The organism is Pseudohaliea sp., from assembly GCF_040217025.1.
GTDB lineage: Bacteria > Pseudomonadota > Gammaproteobacteria > Pseudomonadales > Halieaceae > Pseudohaliea.
In genome coordinates this window covers 289598-306502 of the sequence record NZ_JAVJOA010000008.1, presented here as the reverse complement: position 1 = coordinate 306502, position 16905 = coordinate 289598, and the positions used below count along the sequence as shown (strand labels likewise).

At 69.4% G+C, this 16905-nt stretch carries 14 protein-coding genes; 7 read left to right on the top strand and 7 right to left on the bottom strand.

The features are described 5' to 3' along the window. Window positions 1-48: 48 nt before the first annotated feature. The 4 genes from RKE50_RS05575 to RKE50_RS05560 all read left to right on the top strand — a co-directional run bounded on the left by RKE50_RS05575 (window position 49) and on the right by RKE50_RS05560 (window position 4403). Window positions 49-2817: a valine--tRNA ligase gene (locus RKE50_RS05575; protein WP_350035042.1), complete on the top strand. Its 2769-nt coding sequence runs from the start codon at window positions 49-51 to the stop codon at window positions 2815-2817. A gap of 71 nt (window positions 2818-2888) precedes the next feature. After that, window positions 2889-3101 carry a cold-shock protein gene (locus tag RKE50_RS05570; protein WP_350035040.1) on the top strand — a complete coding sequence of 71 codons (213 nt, stop codon included), beginning with the start codon at window positions 2889-2891 and terminating at the stop codon, window positions 3099-3101. 161 nt (window positions 3102-3262) lie between these two features. Further along, on the top strand, window positions 3263-3769 hold the full coding sequence (locus RKE50_RS18570; protein ID WP_502937871.1) for a cold-shock protein: 507 nt from the start codon (window positions 3263-3265) through the stop codon (window positions 3767-3769). A 19-nt stretch (window positions 3770-3788) separates the two neighbouring features. Then, window positions 3789-4403: a class I SAM-dependent methyltransferase gene (locus tag RKE50_RS05560; RefSeq protein ID WP_350035039.1), complete on the top strand. Its 615-nt coding sequence runs from the start codon at window positions 3789-3791 to the stop codon at window positions 4401-4403. Here RKE50_RS05560 and RKE50_RS05555 read toward each other — a convergent pair. After that, complete coding sequence (locus RKE50_RS05555; protein WP_350035038.1) at window positions 4400-5716, bottom strand: hypothetical protein; 1317 nt, start codon at window positions 5714-5716, stop codon at window positions 4400-4402. The two genes, RKE50_RS05560 and RKE50_RS05555, sit on opposite strands and share 4 nt — an antisense overlap. Before the next feature lie 112 nt (window positions 5717-5828). On the opposite strand from RKE50_RS05555, the gene RKE50_RS05550 reads away from it, so the two are divergent. Together RKE50_RS05550 and rapA are read left to right on the top strand one after the other, a co-directional pair. Further along, window positions 5829-6674: a TatD family hydrolase gene (locus RKE50_RS05550; RefSeq protein ID WP_350035037.1), complete on the top strand. Its 846-nt coding sequence runs from the start codon at window positions 5829-5831 to the stop codon at window positions 6672-6674. A gap of 10 nt (window positions 6675-6684) precedes the next feature. Continuing rightward, complete coding sequence (gene rapA / locus RKE50_RS05545; protein WP_350035036.1) at window positions 6685-9432, top strand: RNA polymerase-associated protein RapA; 2748 nt, start codon at window positions 6685-6687, stop codon at window positions 9430-9432. 17 nt (window positions 9433-9449) lie between these two features. Here rapA and RKE50_RS05540 read toward each other — a convergent pair whose 3' ends face one another. Genes RKE50_RS05540 through RKE50_RS05515 form a run of 6 tightly spaced genes read right to left on the bottom strand, consistent with a single transcriptional unit; the run spans window position 9450 to window position 15785 of the window. Beyond that, complete coding sequence (locus RKE50_RS05540) at window positions 9450-10217, bottom strand: SDR family oxidoreductase (RefSeq protein WP_350035035.1); 768 nt, start codon at window positions 10215-10217, stop codon at window positions 9450-9452. 5 nt (window positions 10218-10222) lie between these two features. Further along, on the bottom strand, window positions 10223-11794 hold the full coding sequence (locus tag RKE50_RS05535) for an acyl-CoA carboxylase subunit beta (protein WP_350035033.1): 1572 nt from the start codon (window positions 11792-11794) through the stop codon (window positions 10223-10225). A 14-nt stretch (window positions 11795-11808) separates the two neighbouring features. Next, window positions 11809-12603 (bottom strand): enoyl-CoA hydratase/isomerase family protein, encoded by a 795-nt coding sequence (locus RKE50_RS05530; RefSeq protein WP_350035032.1) that lies wholly within the window; start codon window positions 12601-12603, stop codon window positions 11809-11811. Between the two features lie 19 nt (window positions 12604-12622). Beyond that, on the bottom strand, window positions 12623-13756 hold the full coding sequence (locus RKE50_RS05525) for a CaiB/BaiF CoA transferase family protein (protein WP_350035031.1): 1134 nt from the start codon (window positions 13754-13756) through the stop codon (window positions 12623-12625). Window positions 13757-13780: 24 nt separating this feature from the next. Further along, entirely contained in the window at window positions 13781-14554 is a 774-nt protein-coding gene (locus tag RKE50_RS05520) for an SDR family NAD(P)-dependent oxidoreductase (RefSeq protein ID WP_350035029.1), read from the bottom strand. A gap of 55 nt (window positions 14555-14609) precedes the next feature. Then, entirely contained in the window at window positions 14610-15785 is a 1176-nt protein-coding gene (locus RKE50_RS05515) for an acyl-CoA dehydrogenase family protein (protein ID WP_350035027.1), read from the bottom strand. Window positions 15786-15897: 112 nt separating this feature from the next. Here RKE50_RS05515 and RKE50_RS05510 point away from each other — a divergent pair, with 112 nt between their 5' ends. Beyond that, complete coding sequence (locus RKE50_RS05510) at window positions 15898-16896, top strand: AraC family transcriptional regulator (RefSeq protein ID WP_350035025.1); 999 nt, start codon at window positions 15898-15900, stop codon at window positions 16894-16896. Window positions 16897-16905 lie beyond the last annotated feature (9 nt).

The following is a 16905-nucleotide window of genomic DNA, read 5'->3' as shown; positions in this document are numbered from 1 at the left end:
GTATAATCGCCGGCTTCCCCGAGCTGCCCTGAGCGAACCCACACCCCGATGGACAAGACCTTCAAGCCCGCCGAGATCGAGAAGCGCTGGTACGCGCACTGGGAGGAAAGCGGGTATTTCGCGCCCAGCGGCAGCGGCGACCCCTACTGCATCATGATCCCCCCGCCGAACGTGACCGGCAGCCTGCACATGGGTCACGGCTTCCAGCAGACCCTCATGGATGCACTGATCCGCTACCACCGCATGCAGGGCAACGACACGCTGTGGCAGGTGGGTACGGACCACGCCGGCATCGCCACGCAGATGGTGGTCGAGCGGCAGCTCGAGGCGGAAGGCAGGGACCGGCACGAGCTCGGCCGCCAGGCCTTCATCGAGCGGATCTGGCAGTGGAAAAGCGAATCCGGCGGTAACATCACGCGGCAGCTCAGGCGCCTCGGCACCTCCCCGGACTGGTCGCGGGAACGCTTCACCATGGACGACGGTCTGTCCCGGGCCGTGCAGGAGGTGTTCATCCGCCTCTACCGGGAAGGCCTCATCTACCGCGGCCAGCGGCTGGTGAACTGGGACCCGGAGCTGCACACCGCCATTTCCGACCTCGAGGTCATCGCCGAGGAGGAGCAAGGCCACCTCTGGCATTTCCGCTACCCGCTCTCCGACGGCAGCGGCCACCTCACCGTGGCCACGACGCGCCCGGAGACGATGCTCGGCGACGCGGCGGTAGCCGTGCACCCGGAGGACGAGCGCTACGCGCACCTCGTCGGCAGGACCATAGAGCTGCCCCTGGTCGGCAGGCAGATCCCCATCGTCGCCGACGACTACGTCGACCGCGACTTCGGCACCGGCTGCGTCAAGATCACGCCGGCGCACGACTTCAACGACTACGCGCTCGGCCAGCGCCACGACCTGCCGCTGATCAACATCCTCAATGCCGACGCCACGCTTTCCGACGAAGCCCCCGAGTTCTACCGCGGTCTCGACCGCTTCACTGCCCGCGAGCGCGTGGTCGAGGACCTCGACCAGCTGGGCCTGCTCGAAAAAGTCGAGGACCACACGCTGAAGGTGCCGCGCGGCGACCGCAGCGGCGTCATCATCGAGCCCTGGCTGACGCCGCAGTGGTACGTGGACGCAAAGAAGCTCGCCGGCCCCGCGATCGCGGCAGTGGAAAACGGCGATATAAGCTTCGTGCCCCGGCAGTGGGAGAACACCTACTTTGCCTGGATGCGCGACATCCAGGACTGGTGCATCAGCCGCCAGCTCTGGTGGGGGCATCGCATACCCGCCTGGTACGACGCCCAGGGCAACGTCTATGTCGGCGCCGACGAAGCGGCCGTGCGCGCCGAACACGGCCTGGACGACACGCTGCCCCTGCACCGCGACGAGGACGTCCTCGACACCTGGTTCTCCTCGGCCCTGTGGACCTTCTCCACCCTCGGCTGGCCCGAAGATACCCCGGAACTCGCGCGCTACCACCCGACGTCGGTACTGGTGACCGGTTTCGACATCATCTTCTTCTGGGTCGCCCGGATGATCATGATGACGCTGCATTTTCGCGGCGAGGTGCCCTTCCGCACGGTCTACGTGACCGGCCTCGTGCGCGACAGCGAGGGGCAGAAGATGTCGAAGTCCAAGGGCAACGTCCTCGACCCCGTCGACCTCATCGACGGCATCGACCTCGAAGACCTCGTCAGCAAGCGCACCGCCGGCATGATGCAGCCGCGCCTTGCGGCGAAGATCGAGAAGGCCACGCGCAAGCAGTACCCGGAGGGTATCAGTGCCTACGGCACCGATGCCCTGCGCTTCACCTACTGCTCCCTCGCCTCCACCGGCCGCGACATCAAGTTCGACCTCGGCCGGATCGAGGGCTACCGCAACTTCTGCAACAAGATCTGGAACGCGGCCCGCTACGTGCTGATGAACACCGAAGGCGAGGACTGCGGCCAGGACGCGTCGGCACCGGTCAGTTACCACCTCGTGGACCGCTGGATCCGCTCGCGCCTGCAGGACACCGTCGGCGAGGTTCACCGCGCCCTCGGCAACTACCGCTTCGATCTCGCCGCGCAGCTGCTCTACGACTTCATCTGGAACGAGTATTGCGACTGGTATCTCGAGCTGTCGAAGGTCGCGCTGCGCGACGGCGCGGAGGATGAGGCCGCTCTTCGCGGCACTCGCCAGACCCTGGTGCAGGTGCTCGAGAACGTGCTGCGCCTGCTGCACCCGTTCATGCCCTTCATTACCGAGGAGGTCTGGCAGGCCGTGGCGCCGCTCGCGGGCGCTTCCGGGCGGACCATCATGCTGCAGGCCTACCCGCAGGTGGACCGGGCCCGCGTGGACACGGCTGCGAGCGCGGAGCTAGAATGGATCAAGGCTATCGTGCTCGGCGTGCGCAACATTCGTGGAGAGATGAACGTCGCGCCCGGCAAAACGGTTGACGTACTGCTGCGCAACGGGACCGAGAACGATAACAAGCGGCTGCAGGACAATCGGACATTCCTCATGCAACTGGCGAAGCTCGGCAGCATCCGCTTCCTGGAAGCAGACGAGGCCGTGCCCGCCGCCGCCACGGCGCTTGCCGGCGACCTGGAAATCCTCGTGCCGCTGGCCGGACTCATCGATCGCGACGCCGAGCTCGCCCGGCTGGCGCGCGAACTCGGCAGAATTGAGGGCGAAGTGAAGCGCCTGCGCGGCAAGCTCGACAACCCGGGCTTCGTCGCCAAGGCGCCCGCCGACGTCGTCGAGCGGGAACGCGAGAAGCTGGCCGCGCAGGAGCAGGCGCAGGCCCGCCTCGAGGCGCAGCACGAGACCCTGAAGAACATGTAGCGCGCAGCGCACATGGGCGGCGGCACCGGGTGCCGCCAGACAATAAAAAGGGAAACACCGAGGGAAGCGGTATGGGCGAGCGTGTCAGCGGCACGGTGAAGTGGTTCAACAACGCCAAGGGGTTCGGATTCATTACCAGGGAAGAAGGCGAGGGTGACGTGTTCGTGCACTTTCGCTCCATCCAGGGCGACGGCTATCGCACCCTCGACGAGGGCCAGGCGGTAGAATTCACCCTGGTGGAGGGGCCCAAGGGGCTCCAGGCCGAGGACGTCGCGAAGCTCTAGCGACGCCTGGGCGCCCCGGAACATCCTCCCGGGGCACCGCCCGGGGCGGCCGGCCGCCGACGCCGGTCAGCCCCACTCCCGGCCGGTCGCGGGTCGACCGGCACCCGTTTTTTTGTGTCAACACACCGACAGCAAGTGAGTGTCAAGCTATGAGAAGTACCATGTCCATTCCCGGCAAACTCGTCATCGCCATTGCCATCGGCCTCGTCGCGGCCGTCATCGCCGCCCTGCTCACCGGGAGCGGGGCCTTCGACCCCGTGCTCGCCGTACTCTTCGTGGCAGCGACGGCCGGTACGGCCCTCGCCACGCACCGCCCGCTCGCTGCACCGGCGAGCACCGCGCCCGCCGGCAGCGCCCCCTCCCGCGCCCCGGAGCGGCAGCAGAAACCGAAGGATGCACCGCGCCGCGAGAAACCCGCGGCGAAGAAGAAGCCCGCGCCGGCGGCCAGTGTGCCCGAGGGTCCGCGCGAAGAGGCCACGGTCAAGTGGTTCAACGCGGCCAAGGGCTTCGGCTTCCTGACCCTCGACGACGGGCGCGAAATCTTCGTGCACTTCCGCTCCATCCGCGGCGAGGGCCGCCGCAGCCTCAATGATGGCCAGCGCGTCACCTTTGTGATCGCCGACACCGAAAAAGGCCCGCAGGCCGAAGACGTCGAGCCCCTGGACTGAGCCGCACCGAGGATTGCCCATGGCCGTCAACCACGCGCGCCGTTTCCGCGGCGCCCTCTTCCCCACGGCCGCCCACCCGGCGATCCGCGCCGTACGCCGGCGCAGCGATGCGCCGGCGATCCACGGCAACAAGCTGTGGAAGTCCAGCTGCCTGGTCATCGACTACCTGCATCGCCACCCGCCGGCCGCTTGCCGCCGCGTCCTCGACGTAGGCTGCGGCTGGGGGATCGGCGGTATCTGGTGTGCGAAGCGCTTCGGCGCCGCGGTGACCTCTGTCGATGCGGACCCGAACGTGTTCCCCTACCTGGATGTGGTCGCCGGGCTCAACGGCGTGCGCACCGAGCACCTGGTGCGCCGCTTCGAGCGCATCACCACGCGGGAACTCGCGGAGTACGACCTACTCATCGGGGCCGATATCTGCTTCTGGGACGAGCTGACCGGCCCCGTCGCCAACCTCGTGAACCGGGCGATCAAGGCCGGTGTCGGCGAGATCCTCATCGGCGACCCGGAGCGCTCCCCCTTCCTCGCCATGGCCGAGCGCTGCATCGACCGGCACGGCGGCGAGTTGCTGGAATGGCGCACCCGCGGTGCTCTCGCCGCGCGCGGCACGCTGCTGCACATCAACAACCGCTAGTCGTACACCTCGTAAAAGCGCTCGACCCCCTCGGTCACGACGGGCGCCCCGTCGACGAAGGCCGGCCGGAAACGCATGCGCCTGAGCGCCCGTGCGACGCCGATCCGGGCGCTGTCGCGACCGGTCACTGTTTCCACCGCCACCTCCCGGGCCCGGCCTCGCTCCGTCACCGTGAAGCGCGCCGCCACGACCGGCCCCGGCGCCTCGGCACCCGCGGCCGGGGGCTGCCAGAAAACCCCGTTCGCCGGGAGTTCCCGGGGTTCACTGAACAGGGCCGCCACCTGCACCGCCTCGCCGGCGCGCAGCAGCCCGTCGATCGCCGCCTGCCAGGCCTCCGCTGCCGCCGATTCCCGGCCGTGCCACTGCTGCCAGTCGCCGAGCGCGACGAGCACCTCGGCCCGGGCCAGAGGGTCCGGCGCTTCCGCTGCCAGCTCCTCGAGCAGGCGCCGGCCGTCGGCCTGCGCCGTTCGCCGCTGGGCCTGCAGCCGGTCTTGCTGCGGGTCGCCGGTAAACAGCTCGTTGCGCTGGAAAGGATCCGGGGCACGGAGCCCGGGGTAGTCTTCCGGCGGGGGCGCCACGCGGTCCTCCAGCAGGTAGAGATTGTTGAGCTGCGACAGCGCCAGCGCCCGGCGCGCGTCCCAGCCGGCCGCGGGGTCAGCCGCGGCCCGGTCCAGCAGTTCCGCCCCGTCGTCGAGGAGCGCCAGCAGCCGCCGCGTGCCGTCGCCGAGATCCCGGCGCAGGGCCTCCCGCTGCCAGCGCTGGTAGGCCAGCGCCGCGTCGAGACGCAGCCCCGTTAGCGGCGGCTGGCCGTTGCCGTAGACGCGGTAGAACCAGGGGTACTGCTCGTCGAGCGCCGCGAAGTCCCCGGCGGCGCGGTAGATGCCGAGCAGCGCCGCGAGCAGCGGTTTCTGCGCTTCGCCGTAAAGGCCGTCGTTGACGCGAAGCACGTGTAGCGCCCGGCGATAGAGGGCCACCGCCTCGCCGTAACGGCCGCGCGCGGCGAGCGCGCGACCCAGAGCGGCCAGCGGTTCCTCGAGGCCACCGGCGTAGGGGCCGCCCTCGGCCTCGAGCGCAGCCAGGCGCCCCCGCAGCGCTTCGAGCTCTCCTTCCGCCGGCGCCTCCGACCCGTCCGGGAGCGGTGGCAGCAGGGCCGCGGGCGGGCGGCCCTCGGGCCAGGACGCGCCCTCGCGGGCAAAGGCTTCGCCATAGGGCTCGCCGCCCGCCCGGACGGCGAAGGCCGGCAGGAGGAGGACGAGCAGCAGGGCTCCGCCCAGGGACCGGCGGCAGCGGGGGGCATACGGGACCTTCATCACTCGCTATAATGCGCAAAAAGACAGCGCTTCGAAAGACACAGCGAAAGGCACAGCAAAAGACACTGCGAAAGCCGCGGGCAGTGCCCTGCCGACCCACGCGGAGAACCCGGTCATGAGCAAGAAACAGCGGCGCGCGATCCCGCGCTTCGCCACGCCGATCGTAGAGACTCATTGCCACCTCGACTACCTCGGGGAAGAGGCCCTGGCCGACACGCTGGCCGCTGCCGCCGGGGTGGGCATCGAGCGCGTCGTGACCATCGCCGTGGCGCCCGACAACCTGGCGACGGTACGCCGCATCGCCGAGAGCGATGCGCGCGTGTGGTGTACCCAGGGCATTCACCCGCACGAGGCCGGCAGCTACGACGAGGCCGTCGAGGCCGCCATTCGCGAGGGCGCCGCGCACCCGCGCGTGGTGGCCATCGGCGAGATCGGCCTGGACTACTACTACGATCGCGCGGACCGCGGCGCGCAGCGCGATGCCTTTGCCCGCCAGCTGGCCCTCGCCGCGGAGCTGGCGCTGCCGGTCGTCATCCACAGCCGCGACGCGGACGAGGACACGGAGGCGATCCTCTCCGACCACCTGCCGGGCTTCAGGCGCTGCGGCCTGCCTGGCCCGGGCGTCATCCACAGCTTCACTTCCGGTCAGGGCCTGGCGGAGTTCGCGCTGGAGGCCGGCTTTTACCTCGGCTTCAACGGGATCACTACCTTCCGCAACGCGGACAACGTCCGCACCATCGTCGAGCTCACCCCGGTCGAGCAGCTGCTGCTGGAAACCGACGCCCCCTACCTGACGCCGGTGCCCTACCGCGGCACGACCAACGCGCCCTGTTACCTGCCCTTCGTCGCCGAGAAGATCGCAGAGCTCAAGGGCCTGCCGGTGGAGAAGCTGCTCGCCATCGCGCGCCGCTCGAGCTATGAACTCTTCTTCCCGGGCGATGCCCCGGCCCTCGCGGCCTGAGGCCGGCGCCATGGAGTTCGCCCTCGGCCAGCGCTGGGTCAGTCACGCGGATGCGCAGCTCGGCCTCGGTATCGTGGTCGCCAGCGAGGGGCCGCGGGTCACCCTGAGCTTCCCGGCCGTCGGCGAGGAGCGTACCTACGCCGCGGGCCGCGCCCCGCTGACCCGGCTGCGCTTCAAGGCCGGAGACCAGCTGCGTACGGCCGACGGGCGCGAGCTCGAGGTGGCAGCGGTCACGGAGCGCGAAGGTCTCCTGTTCTACCGCGCCACGGACGCCGCCGGCGAAGAACATCGGGTGCCCGAGATCGAGCTCGACGCCTTCGTCCAGCTCACCACGCCACAGCAGCGGCTGCGCAACGGCCACTTCGACCGTCACGAGGCCTTTGCACTGCGCGTCGCGACCTGCCTGCAGCTGGACCGCCTGCAGCGGGATCCGGCCCGCGGCCTCCTCGGCCCGCGCACCCAGCTCCTGCCGCACCAGCTCTACATCGCCGCCAGCGTCGGGCGCCGGCACGCGCCGCGCGTGCTGCTGGCGGACGAGGTCGGCCTCGGCAAGACCATCGAGGCCGGCATGATCCTGCACCAGCAGCTGCTCACGGGCCGCGCCAGCCGGGTGCTGGTGCTGGTCCCCGAGCCGCTCCTGCACCAGTGGCTGGTGGAGATGCTGCGCCGCTTCAACCTGCACTTCGCCCTCTTCGACAGCGAACGCCTGGCCGCGAGCGACGGGGAAAACCCCTTCGAGACGGAACAGCTCGTCCTCTGCGCGGGGGACCTCCTCTACGAGGACCCGGTGGCGCAGGCCGATGCGCTGGCGGCCCCCTGGGATATCGTCGTGGTCGACGAGGCGCACCACCTGCACTGGCAGCCCGACGCCCCCGGGCAGGATTACCGCTTCGTCAGTGCCCTGGCGAGCGCGAGCCCGGGCCTCCTGCTGCTCACCGCCACGCCGGAGCAGCTCGGCGTGGAGAGCCACTTCGCGCGCCTGGCGCTTATCGACCCGGCGCGTTTCCACGACCTCGACGCCTTTCGCGCCGAGGAGGCGCGCTACCGGGAGTGGAGCGAACTGCTCGAGGCCATCGAGGACGGCCGGCGGCCCGCCGCCCTGCCCGCGGGCCTCGACGAGGGCGCCAGCGACACCGTGCTCATCGAGCGCATCCTCGACCGGCACGGCACCGGGCGGGTCCTGTACCGCAATACCCGGGCCAGCGTCGGCGGGTTCCCGGCCCGGTACCTGCACCGGGCCGCCCTCCCCGCCGCCGGACCGGCCGCGGCGGCCGGCGCCCTCTACCCGGAGCGCCACGCCAGGGACGAGGGCTGGCTCGCCGAGGAGCCCCGGGTCACCTGGCTGCGCGATACGCTGCGCACCCTGCGGCCGCACAAGGCGCTGGTCATCTGCAGCACGGCCGGCACCGCCGAGCAGCTGGAGCACTACCTGCACCTGCGCGCCGGCATCCGCTGCGCGGCCTTCCACGAGGGCCTGTCGATCATCGAGCGCGACCGCGCGGCTGCGTGGTTCGCCGACGCCGAAAGCGGCGCCCAGGCGCTGATCTGCTCGGAGATCGGCAGCGAGGGGCGCAATTTCCAGTTCGCCCAGCACCTCGTGCTGTTCGACCTGCCCCGCAACCCGGATCTCCTGGAGCAGCGCATCGGTCGCCTCGACCGCATCGGTCAGGCCGGCGACGTGCACATCCACATACCCTACCTCGCGGGCACAGCGCAGGAGCGGCTGTTCCGCTGGCTGCACGAGGGGCTCGATATCTTCCGGCAGAACTGCCCCGCGGGCCGCGCGGTGTTCGACGCCTGCCGGGAGCGGCTGGAGGACGCCCTGGACGGCAGCGCGGACATCGACGCACTGATCGAGGAGACGCGCGAGGCCACCGCGAGCGCAAACCGGCGCCTGGCCGAGGGGCGGGACCGGCTGCTGGAGCGCAATGCCTGCCGCCCCGCGGAGGCCCAGCGCATCATCGAGGCGATTCGCGACAGCGAGCGCAGCGGAGAACTGCAGGCCTACTTCGAGACACTCTGCGACAACCTGGGCGTGGAGCACGAGTACCACAGCGAGGGTTGCCTGGTACTGCGGCCCGGGGAGCACATGGATACCGCGCATTTCCCCGAGCTGCCGGAGGACGGGCGCACGGTGACCTTCGACCGGGCCACGGCCCTCGCCCGGGAGGACATGGCCTTCCTGACCTGGGAGCACCCCATGCTCACCGAGGCGATGGAGGCCATCCTCTCCACGGAACTCGGCAACGCCGCCCTCGGCACCCTCAAGCTGCGCGGCGTGCCCGCGGGCACCCTGCTTCTCGAGTGCCTGTACACCGTCAATGTGAGCGCGCCGAAAAGCCTGCAGCTGCAGCGGTTCCTGTCCCTGTCACCGCAGCGGGTGCTCGTGGACAGCCGCGACCGGGACCTGTCCAGTGCCATCTCCCACGAGCGCCTGAACCAGCTCGTCCGCCGCGTCGACCATGCCACCGCCGTGGGCATCATCCGCCAGCTCCAGGGCGCCGTGGACGAGCGTTTGGCCGCGGCCGCGACCTATGCCGAGAAGCACCTGGCGACGCTGCGTGAGGACGCGACACGCCGCGCCGAAAACCACCTGGGCGAGGAGATCACGCGGCTGGAATCCCTGCAGCGGGTGAACCCGCAGGTGCGCGATGAGGAGATCGACCACCTGCGCTGGCAGCGCGAGGAAAGCCTCGCGGCCATCGCCCGGGCCGACCTGCACCTGCAGGCCGTGCGGCTGGTCGTCGTAGCCGGCTGAGTGCGCGCGGCTGCCGCTCAGGCGCTGACCGCCTGGCCGCCGTCAAGCACCAGCACGTGCCCGGTGACAAAAGCCGAAGCGCGAGCGCAGAGATAGATCGCCGTGCCGGCGGCGTCCTCCGGCTCGCCCAGGCGGCCGCGGGGAATCGCCTTCACCATCTCCGCCTCGTGCTCGAGCATGTGCGCGGTCATCTTGCTCGGGAAGAAACCCGGCGCGATCGCGTTGACGTTGATGCAGTCACCGGCAAGGTCCGTCGCCATCTGCCGGGTCAGGTGGTGTACCGCCGCCTTGCTGGCGGTATAGGAGTAGTTCTGCAACGGCGCGTAGGTGAGGCCGTTGATGGAGCCGATGTTCACCACCCGCGCCGGGTCCTCCGCCGTGCCCGCGGCGCGCAGCGCCGGCAGCAGCTTCTGGGTCAGGAAGAACAGCGACTTCACGTTGAGGTCCATGACCTTGTCCCAGCCGTTTTCCGGGAACTCGTCGATCGGGGCGCCCCAGCTGGCACCGGCGTTGTTGAACAGGATATGCAGCGCCGGTTCGCGCTCGCGCAGCGCATCGGCGAAGGCCTGCACCCCCTCCACGCTGCCGAGGTTGGAGGGCATGGCTATGCACTCGCCGAACGCGCCGAGCTCCTCGGCCGTTGCGGCGAGCTCCTCCTCGCGCCGGGCCGTGATGTAGGTGCGCACGCCGGCGCCGACGAGGCCGCGGGCGATCATGGCGCCGATGCCGCGGGAACCGCCGGTCACCACGGCCACCTTGCCGGAGAGGTCGAAGAGCTTGTCCATGGATCTTACCTTCTGCGTTGAGCGCCGAGGGCGCCGGTGAGTGCTTCGCGGACAGCGGCGCGGGTGTCCGCCGGATCGATGACCGCGTCGATTTCCAGGTGGGCGGCGGCCTCCGTGGCCTTGCCCACCTCGTAGAGCTTCGCAACCAGTTTCTCGAACAGCGCCGCACGGCTGGCTTTGTCGGGCTCGGCGGAGAGTTCCTTGCTGTAGCCGAGGCGCACGGCGCCCTCCAGGCCCATGCCGCCGAACTCGCCGGTGGGCCAGGAGGCCGCGTAGACCGGCTCGGCGAAGGAACCGCCGACCATGGCCATGGCGCCGAGACCGTAGCCCTTGCGCAGGAAGATGGCGATCACCGGCACCGTCAGCGCCGCGCCGGCGGTGAACAGGCCGGCCATGCGCCGCACGGCAGCATGGGATTCGCTGTCCGGGCCGACCATGAAGCCGGGCGTGTCCGTGAGCGACAGCACCGGCAGGCCGAGGCCGTTGCAGGTGGTGAGGAAGCGCGCGGCCTTTTCCGCCGCCTCGGCATCCACGGCACCGCCGAGTTGCTGGCAGTCATTGGCCAGCAGCGCCATCGGCCGCCCCTCGATGCGCAGGAAGCCGGTGATCACGCTGCGGCCATGGACGCGGCCGAGCTCAAGGAAGGAGCCCGTATCCGCCAGGGTCTCGATGACCCGGCGCACCGGGTAGCCCCAGCGCCGGTCCTCGGGAACGAGGTCCCGCAGTACGGCCTGGTCGGCGCAGTCCCACTCGGAGAGGTCACCCTGGAAATAGCCCAGCAGCTGCCGCGCGGCGGTGGTGGCCGCGGCTTCGTCTTCGACCACCAGGTCGACCACGCCGTTGCGTTCCTGCACCTCGATGGGCCCGATCTCCGTCGGCTCGAAGCATCCGAGGCCCCCGCCCTCGATCATGGCCGGGCCCGCCATGCCGATCCAGGAGCGCCGCGTGGCGATGCGAAAATCCGCGCAGCCGAACAGCGCCGCGTTGCCGGCGAAACAGTAGCCGTTGTTCACGGCGATCCGCGGCACCCGACCGGCCAGGCGCGCCCAGGCGGCGAAGGACGGAACGTTGAGGCCGGCGATCTGCGTGAGCACGTCCGTATCGCCGGGACGCCCGCCGCCTCCTTCCGTGTACATGACCACCGGCAGCGCAAGGCGCGCGGCGAGTTCGCAGAGCCGGTCCAGCTTGCGGTGGTGGAAGAAGCCCTGGGTACCGGCGAGCACGGCGTAGTCGTTGATGATGACCGCGGCGCGCGTGGCCGCCTCCCCGAACAGGGCGCCGTTGATGCGCGCCGTGCCGGTGATGATGCCGTCGGCGGCGGTGCGCGTCTGCAGTTCCCCGTAGTCGCGGCGGCTGCGCTGGGCGGCGACCGCCAGCTGGCCGTACTCCTGGAAGCTGCCTGGGTCGACCAGGTCCGCCAGGTTCTCCCGCGCCGTGCGGTAGCCCTTGCCGTGGCGCTTGTCGCGGTCGGCCGCGCGGGCCTCGTCGCCGGTCTGTGCCAGCCTGTCGCGGAGCGCGGCGAGTTCCGGGCGCACTGTGTCGCCTTCGTCGCCGTCGCCGACAGTCCCGTCTACCACCCGGGGGCCCCCGGCTAGCGGCCGGACCAGCTGGCCTGGCGTTTCTCGAGGAAGGCCATGACGCCTTCCTTCGCATCGTCGCTGTCCACGCAGCTGTGCTGCAGGGACGCCTCGTTGGCAATGACCGACGGCAGATCGTTCTCCATGGCGAAGGCCAGCGACTTCTTGATGTACTCGAGGGCGAGCGGCGCCTTGCCGGCCAGCTCACGGGCCCAGGTCACGGCGCTGTCGACGAGAGCGTCGTCGGCCACGACCCGGTTGGCGAGGCCCAGCTCGACGCAGCGCGCCGCGGGAATCTTCTCCCCCGACGTCATCATGTCGAAGGCGCGCAGCGGGCCCAGGGTGCGGGCGAGGTGCCAGGTCGCACCGCCGTCGGGCACGAGGCCGATGGCCACGAAGGCCTGGTAGAGGTAGGCGCCCTCGCCCATCACCGACAGGTCGCAGGCCAGTGCATAGGCGCTGCCGATGCCGGCGGCGGCACCGTTCACGGCGGCGATCCAGGGCTTGCGCGACTGGGTGATCGCCAGCACCGCGGGCTTGTACTCATCGTTGAGCATGGCCTCGGTCGCGTGGCCGCCGCCGTCGTCCGGCGACAGGCCCTCGGACAGGTCGGCACCGGCGCAGAAGGCGCGGCCCTCACCGGTGAGAACGACGACGCGGATCGCCGGATCGGCGTTCACGGCCTGCGCGGCGGCGAGGAACTCCCGCCGCAGTTCGCCGTTGAAGCTGTTGAGGCTGTCCGGGCGGTTGAGCGTGACCACGGCCACGGGGCCGTCGCGGTCGATGCGCACGGTGTTGAAATCGTTCATGGCGTTTCCCCCGGGCCGGTCAGGCGACGCTGCCGCCGGCCTTCAGTTGCTGGATTTCCTGCTCGGCGAAGCCCATGGCCGTGAGAATGCTGTCCGTGTCCTCACCGGCGCCGTGGACACCGTGGCGCACCGTAGAGGGCGTGCGGGCAAAGCGCGGCGCCGGCGCGGGCTGCACCACCCCCTCGACCTCGATGTAGGTGTCCCGGGCGACGTTTGCCGGATGCTTCGGCGCCTCGGTGAAACGCAGCACCGGGGCGAAACAGACGTCGGTCCCCTCCATCAGGGCACACCACTCGTCGCGGCTCTTCTGGCGGAAGACGTCGGCCAGCTTGTCCCGCAGCTCCGGCCAGAGAGCCGGGTTGTTCTGGTCGGCGAACTCCTCGGCCGACAGGCCGGCTTTCTCGAGCAGCAGTGCGTAGAACTGCGGTTCGATGGAGCCGATGGCGACGTACTCGCCGTCCGCGCACTCGTAGGTGCCGTAGAAGTGGGCGCCCCCGTCCAGCAGGTTGGCCTCGCGCTCGTCGGCGTTCCACGCCCCCATGGCCTGGAAGTTGTGGAACATCCACATGAGCTGCGCGGCGCCGTCGACCATGGCCACGTCAATGACCTGCCCCTGGCCGGAATTGCTGGCCTCCAGCAGCGCGGCGAGCACCCCCTGCACCAGCAGCATGCCGCCGCCGCCCATGTCGCCGATGAGATTCAGCGGCGGCACCGGCCGCCCCTCCCTCGGCCCGACGGCGTAGAGGGCGCCGGTCAGGGAGATGTAGTTGATGTCGTGGCCGGCGGCCAGGGCCAACGGCCCCGTCTGGCCCCAGCCGGTCATGCGCGCGAACACCAGCTTCGGGTTGCGCGCCAGGCACTCGTCGGGGCCGATGCCCAGTTTCTCGCAGACGCCGGGACGGAACGGGTCGATGAGCACATCGGCGTTCTCGACCATGCGCAGGAGCGTCTCCACCCCCGCCGGGTCCTTCAGGTTGATGACGATGGACTGCTTGCCACGACCGCTGACGCGCTCCGAGAGCTTCGGGTCTGCACCGCCGGCGCGGTCCACGCGAATGACCTCTGCTCCCATGTCCGCGAGCAGCATGCCACCCATGGGCGCCGGCCCGATGCCGGCGAGCTCGATGACCGTATAGCCGTTGAGGGGCCCCATAGTGCTCTCCTTACTCGAACCGCATCACTTGGGCTGCATCCGGATACCACCGTCGAGGCGGATGCACTCGCCGTTGACGTAGTCGTTCTCGGCGATGAACACCGACAGGTGCGCGATTTCCTCCGGCTTGCCGAGGCGGTGCGGGTAGAGCACGCTGGCTTCCAGGGACTTGTAGGCCGGCTCCGGGAGCGACTCGAAGAGCGGCGTGTGGATCAGGCCCGGCACGATGGTGTTCACGCGGATGCCGTAGCTGGCGAGATCCCTGGCCATGGGCAGGGTCATGCCGACCACGCCGCCCTTGGAGGCGCTGTAGGCGAGCTGGCCGATCTGCCCCTCGTAGGCCGCGATGGACGCGGTATTGATGATGACGCCGCGGCCGTCTTCACCGAACACCGGATCGTTCTTCGCCATCTGCTCGGCGGCGTAGCGGGAGACGTTGAAGGTGCCGACGAGGTTGACGTTGATCACGCCCATGAACATGTCGAGGGGGAACACCCCCTTCTTGCTCAGGGTCTTGCAGGCGCTGCCGATCCCCGCGAAATTGTTGCAGATGTGCAGCGCGCCGAACTTCTCCACCACGCCGGCGACGGCCGTGCTCACGGAATCCTCGTCGGCGACATTTACCTTCCAGAAAGCGACCTTGTCGCTGCCCAGCGCCTGGATCATCTCGTCCGCGGCCTGCTCGTTGAGGTCGAAGATGGCGACCTTGACGCCCCGGGCGACGTAGGCCTCGACGGTGGCACGGCCGAGGCCGGAGGCCCCGCCGGTAACGATGGCGACTTTCCCTGACAGGTCCATGGTGCTTCCTCCTTGATTCCGTGTGTGCTCTTTTCAGTGTGGTCGAGCGCGTGCTTCAGAAGTTGCGGGTGTTGAACGGCTTGTAGTCATCCGACAGGCAGTCGCGGCTGATGATGATCTTCATCACCTCGGAGCTGCCGGCGTAGATCGTGGCGATCCGCGCGTCGGTATACTGCCGGCTGATCGCGTATTCGTCCATATAACCGGCACCGCCGTGCAGCTGCACGCCGATGTCGGCGGCCTTGACCTGCAGCTCGCTGGTGACCAGCTTGGCCTTGGCGGCATCCACCGCCGTGAGCTGGCCGGCATTGAAGGCGGCGACGCACTGGTCGACGTAGCTCTGGGCGATATCCAGCTCGGTGCGCAGCTCCGCCAGCCTGAACTGGGTGTTCTGAAAGGCGGCCAGGGGCTTGCCGAATGCCTTGCGCTCGCGCACGTAGTCGTAGGTGAGGTCCCAGGACAGCTGGGCCGCGGCGAGGTAACCGCAGGCGCCGATGAGGCGCTCTTCGGCCAGCCCCTCCATCAGGTAGATGAACCCCTTGCCGGGCTCGCCGAGGACGTTCGCCCTGGGCACGCGGACATCGTTGAAGAACAGCTCGGCGGTGTCCTGCGCCTTCATGCCCATCTTCTTCAGGTTGCGGCCGCGTTCGAAGCCTTCCATGCCCCGTTCGACGATGAACAGGGTCATGTGATGCGGATTGTTGTCCGGGTCCGTCTTCGCGGCGACGATCACCGCATCGGCGTTGATGCCGTTGGAGATGTAGGTCTTGGAGCCGTTGAGCACCCAGTGATCGCCGTCCTCCCGCGCCGTCGAGCGCATCCCCGCGAGATCGGAGCCCGCGTCCGGCTCGGTCATGGCGACGGCGAGGATGCACTCGCCGCGCACGCACTTCGGCAGGAAGCGTTCGCACTGCTCCTCGCTGCCGAAGCGGGTGAAGTAGGGTCCGACCAGGCGGCTGTGCAGCGTGGCGTACCAGTCGCCGACGCGCGCATAGGCGGTTTCCTCGATGATGACCTGCTCGAAGCGGAAGTCCTCGTCGCCCATGCCGCCGTACTTCTCGTCCGGCCAGACCATGAGAAAACCCTGCTCACCGGCGCGCAGGAAGGCCTCCCGGTCGACGATGCCCGCCTCACGCCAGCGCTCCATGTGTGGCACAATCTCGCTGGCGAGGAACTTGCGGTAAGCATCGCGGAACATGGTTTGTTCTTCGGTGAAGTTGCGTGGCAACATCGCGAATCTCCGTGGTGGGCGATGGGGGCGCGCGCCAGTATGTGCAGCGCCGCCGGGGGCGGCAATGACCGCCACGGACAAAATTATTGACCCAAACTGACAGGATCCGCCCTTGCGCAAGCAATCCATCTCGGTGCATTTCGCCCGCGCCGTTTTGCGCCACACGGTACGCCTCGGCGTGGACCCGCTGCCCCTCCTGCGCCGCAACCGCATTACCCCCCGGCTCCTCCGCGAACCCCACGCCCGCATCGCCATCGAACGCTTCGCCGACCTGCAGGTCGCCACCATGCAGGCGCTGGGCGACGAGTCCCTGGGCTACGGAGAAAGACCCATGCCGCTGGGGACCTGGGCCATGATGTGCTACGCGGTCATTGGCAGCGCGACCCTGGGCCAGGCACTGTCCCGCGTCTGCCGCTTTTACGCCCTTTTCGATCACAGCCTGTTCGCAGAGTTTGCCGTGAACGGGGACCGGGCCACCGTCTGCCTCCGGCGAAAGGGAAGCACCGCCGCCGACCCCTACCTCAAGGAGCTGTTCCTGTTCAACACGCACCGCTTCGGCAGCTGGCTGGTGCAGGAGCACCTGCCGCTGACCCGGGCCACGCTCGATTACCCGCCGGCGGCGCAGCCCGATGACTACCGGCGCATGTTCCTGGCCAGCCCCGTTGACTTCGAGTGTGAGCACTGCGCCCTGGAGTTCCCGGCAGGCCTCATGGAGCGCCCCGTGGTACAGAACGAGGCGACGCTCAAGCGCTTCCTCCGCCACCCGGTGCTGATCATGCTCACGCAGCAGTACCCGCGGGCGAGCTGGACCGCCCAGGTACGCGACCTCGTGCGCCAGAACCTCCTCGCCATGCCCGAGCTCGGTGAAGTGGCAGCCGCCCTCGAGGTGCACCCGCAGACCCTGCGCCGCCGCCTCGCGCGGGAGGGCACGACCTTCAAGGACATCAAGAACCAGCTACGCCGCGACGTGGCCCTGCACTACCTCGGGCGCCAGGGGCTGTCCATCGAGGAAATCGCCCACCGCGCCGGCTTCTCCGAGTCGAGCGCCTTCATCCGCGCCTTCAAGGGCTGGACCGGGGTTACGCCGTACGCCTACCGCAAGGGCTTGTAAAGGCGGCGG